Source organism: Pseudonocardia sp. N23 (genome assembly GCF_002583555.1).
In the GTDB taxonomy this organism is placed as follows: Bacteria; Actinomycetota; Actinomycetes; order Mycobacteriales; family Pseudonocardiaceae; genus Pseudonocardia.
The window spans coordinates 1-302 of record NZ_BEGX01000134.1 but is presented as its reverse complement, the minus strand read 5'-3'; the positions used below and the strand labels follow the sequence as shown (position 1 = coordinate 302).

General features: G+C 72.5%; 1 protein-coding gene. It reads left to right on the top strand.

Annotated elements, in window-relative coordinates; translation table 11 throughout:
• Positions 1-27: 27 nt before the first annotated feature.
• Positions 28-302 (top strand): chloride channel protein (locus TOK_RS29570; RefSeq protein ID WP_253258734.1); only part of this gene is annotated, 275 nt, incomplete at its 3' end.

Here is a 302-nt window from a genome sequence, read left to right as displayed (position 1 = left end):
GTCGCGGGCGGGCTCGTGATCGGCCTGATGGCACGCTTCGGGTCCGAGAAGATCCGCGGCCACGGCATGCCCGAGGCCATCGAGGCGATCCTGATGCGGCGCAGCACCGTCGAGCCGCGGGTGGCCGTCCTCAAACCGATCTCGGCCGCGGTGAGCATCGGTACCGGCGGCCCGTTCGGCGCCGAGGGACCGATCATCATGACCGGCGGCGCGATCGGCTCCATCCTCGCCCAGCACCTGCACCTGTCGGCCGACGAACGCAAGGCGCTCATGGTCTCCGGCGCCGCGGCCGGCATGGCCGC